The sequence below is a fragment of the Rhizobium croatiense genome (genome assembly GCF_019793465.1).
Lineage (GTDB): Bacteria > Pseudomonadota > Alphaproteobacteria > Rhizobiales > Rhizobiaceae > Rhizobium > Rhizobium croatiense.
The window spans coordinates 1-1,177 of the sequence record NZ_JAILYJ010000048.1; the positions used below are offsets into that span (position 1 = coordinate 1).

At 65.3% G+C, this 1,177-nt stretch carries 1 protein-coding gene; it reads left to right on the forward strand.

Going from position 1 to position 1,177, the window contains the following annotated elements:
- Nucleotides 1–217: 217 nt before the first annotated feature.
- Nucleotides 218–1,153 (forward strand): IS110 family RNA-guided transposase, encoded by a 936-nt coding sequence (locus K6M89_RS30470; protein ID WP_222141853.1) that lies wholly within the window; start codon nt 218–220, stop codon nt 1,151–1,153.
- The last annotated feature ends 24 nt before the right edge of the window (nt 1,154–1,177 follow it).

Here is a 1,177-nt window from a genome sequence, read left to right on the forward strand (position 1 = left end):
CCCCTCATCCGCCTGCCGGCACCTTTGTAACTTCCCTTTACCCGCTATTGGCGTAGTACTGCCTGTTGCGGTGGCGGATGGAAGACCGTTGCACCTTTGGGACCCCAAGCCCGTGGGAGAGCCTGGGTCTCCATCCGCCGTTCCATTGAACCCGAACAGTCGCCGGGGCCGCTTGCGAAGGCAAAGCCCGCTTAGGCAAGGATGGGATCAGATGGAAATGAGTGAGAGTGTGGTTGTCGGCATCGATGTTTCCAAGGACCGCTTGGACGTGGCGCTGCACCCTTCGGGCGAGCACTTCGCGGTCAGCAACGATCACGCCGGACTTGAGGAATTGATCGCCAGGCTGGGCGCCTCCAGGCCGACGATCGTCGGCCTGGAGGCGACCGGCGGCTACGAGATGCTGGCGGCAGGCAGCCTGTCGGCCGCTGGCTTTGGGGTGGTTGTTGTCAATCCGGCGCAGGTGCGCGCCTATGCCAACGCGCTCGGCCGCAGGGCCAAGACCGACCCGATCGATGCGGCTGTCATCGCTGCCTTCGTCCTGGCGACGAAGCCGGCGATCCGGCCGCTGCGCGATGCCGAGACGCAGGCGCTATCCGAACTCATTGCCCGTCGGCGCCAGATCGTCCAGATGACCGTTGCCGAGGAGAACCGGTTGCGCATGGCGCTGGCCAAACAGGCGCAGAAGAGCATCAAGCGCTTGCTGACAGCCTTGCGGCGCGAGCTCGAGAACCTCGATGCCGATCTCGACAGCCATATCCGCAAATCGCCGGTCTGGCAGGTGCGCGAGGCGCTGTTGACCTCGGTGCCGGGTGTCGGGCCGACAACGGCGCGGACGCTGCTGGCCGAGCTGCCCGAACTCGGCAGCCTCGACCGCCGCCAGATCGCCTCACTGGCAGGGCTTGCCCCCTGGACGCGGCAATCGGGAAAGTGGAAGGGCAAGAGCTTCATCGGCGGCGGCCGCGGCAAGGTGCGGGCCGTGCTGTTCATGGCCGCCCTCGTCGCCAGCCGCTACAATCCAGACCTCAAGGCATTCCGCGACCGCCTGGTCGCGGCCGGCAAGCCCAAGATCGTCGCAACCGTCGCCACCATGCGCAAGCTGCTCACTATCCTCAATGCCATCATCAGGGACGGACGACCATGGCAAAACGCTTGACAAAAAAGACAGTCGCTCTCCCCG